Source organism: Streptomyces sp. W16, from assembly GCF_033194735.1.
Lineage (GTDB): Bacteria > Actinomycetota > Actinomycetes > Streptomycetales > Streptomycetaceae > Streptomyces.
In genome coordinates this window covers 1-1,489 of sequence record NZ_JAWOAI010001053.1, presented here as the reverse complement: position 1 = coordinate 1,489, position 1,489 = coordinate 1, and the positions used below count along the sequence as shown (strand labels likewise).

Annotated in this window: 1 protein-coding gene and 1 pseudogene; one reads left to right on the top strand and one right to left on the bottom strand. The window is 72.6% G+C overall.

The window, feature by feature from the left end; genetic code table 11:
• Window positions 1-450 (bottom strand): annotated as a pseudogene (locus R6V09_RS52985) (hypothetical protein); the annotation flags it as partial.
• A 123-nt stretch (window positions 451-573) separates the two neighbouring features.
• On the opposite strand from R6V09_RS52985, the gene R6V09_RS52980 reads away from it, so the two are divergent.
• A partial coding sequence (locus R6V09_RS52980) for a glycosyltransferase family 4 protein (RefSeq protein WP_317888534.1) occupies window positions 574-1,489 on the top strand: 916 nt, incomplete at its 3' end.

The window sequence follows — 1,489 nt, the reverse complement described above, 5'->3', positions numbered from 1 at the left end:
CAGCGCGGCCACGGCGACCGCCGTCACCATCACGTCGTAGCGCGCGTACACGGTCGGGCCGAGCAGCGGTACGCCCGCCACCCACACCCAGGCACCGCGCAGCGTCCGGCCGGGGCGCAGGCCCGTGTAGACCAGCAGCGCCAGGACGGCCAGGTCGGCGAGGCAGGCGAGGACGAAGAACGCCGACGCGTAGTCGAGGAAGCCCAGCAGGGCGGGGGAGAGGATCGGGAGGGCGGCGGCGGGCGGGTACTGCCAGGTGACGTCGTCCAGCGGGAAGCTGCCGTGCCGCAGGGTCTCGTACCAGCCCTGGTAGATCACCGACACATCGCTGGTGACGTCCGGGCCGGGGAACACGAACACCTTGAAGACGAACAGCAGCACAACGACTCTGGTCAGACCCCAGGTCCCCAGCAGCACTGCCAGCCGCCGTCTCGCGCCCGCGATCTCCACCTGAGCCCCTGTTCCGTGCCGTGCCTGCCGGGTGTGGGCCACATGTTCTCCCGATCCGCTGTGCGATGGCCATGAAGCGCGGCCGTGCCGAGCTGTGAGTCCTCCCCGGGTAGGGTCTGCCGCGTGCGCAAGACCCTGATCGTGACCAATGACTTTCCGCCCCGGCCCGGGGGCATCCAGGCCTTCCTGCACAACATGGCGCTACGGCTGGAGCCCGAGCGGCTCGTCGTCCACGCCTCGACCTGGAAGCGCGGCCGGGAGGGCGCCGAGGCGACCGCCGCCTTCGACGCCGAGCAGCCCTTCAAGGTCGTACGGGACTCCACGACGATGCTGCTGCCGACGCCCGCGGCGACCCGCAGGGCCGTCGGGCTGCTGCGTGAACACGGGTGTACGGCGGTGTGGTTCGGGGCGGCGGCGCCGCTCGGGCTGATGGCGCCGGCGCTGCGGAAGGCGGGCGCCGAGCGGTTGGTGGCGACGACCCATGGGCACGAGGCCGGGTGGGCGCAGCTGCCCGCCGCGCGTCAACTCCTGCACCGCATCGGGGAGTCGACGGACACCATCACCTATCTCGGCGAGTACACGCGGTCCAGGATCGCCGGTGCGCTGAGCCCGGAGGCGGCCGGGCGGATGGTTCAACTGCCGCCCGGCGTCGACGAGAAGGTCTTCCACCCCGGATCGGGCGGTGCCGAGGTCCGGGCGCGGCTCGGGCTGACCGACCGGCCCGTCGTCGTGTGCGTCTCGCGGCTCGTGCCGCGCAAGGGGCAGGACACGCTGATCCTCGCCATGCCGCGCATCCTGGCCCGGGAGCCCGACGCCGTGCTGCTGATCGTGGGCGGCGGACCGTACGAGAAGGATCTGCGCCGACTGGTGCGGGAGACGGGCGTGAGCGACTCCGTGCGTTTCACGGGGGCCGTGCCCTGGGCCGAACTGCCCGCGCACTACGGCGCCGGTGACGTCTTCGCGATGCCGTGCCGGACCCGGCGCGGCGGGCTCGACGTCGAGGGGCTCGGGATCGTCTACCTGGAGGCGTCGGCCACCG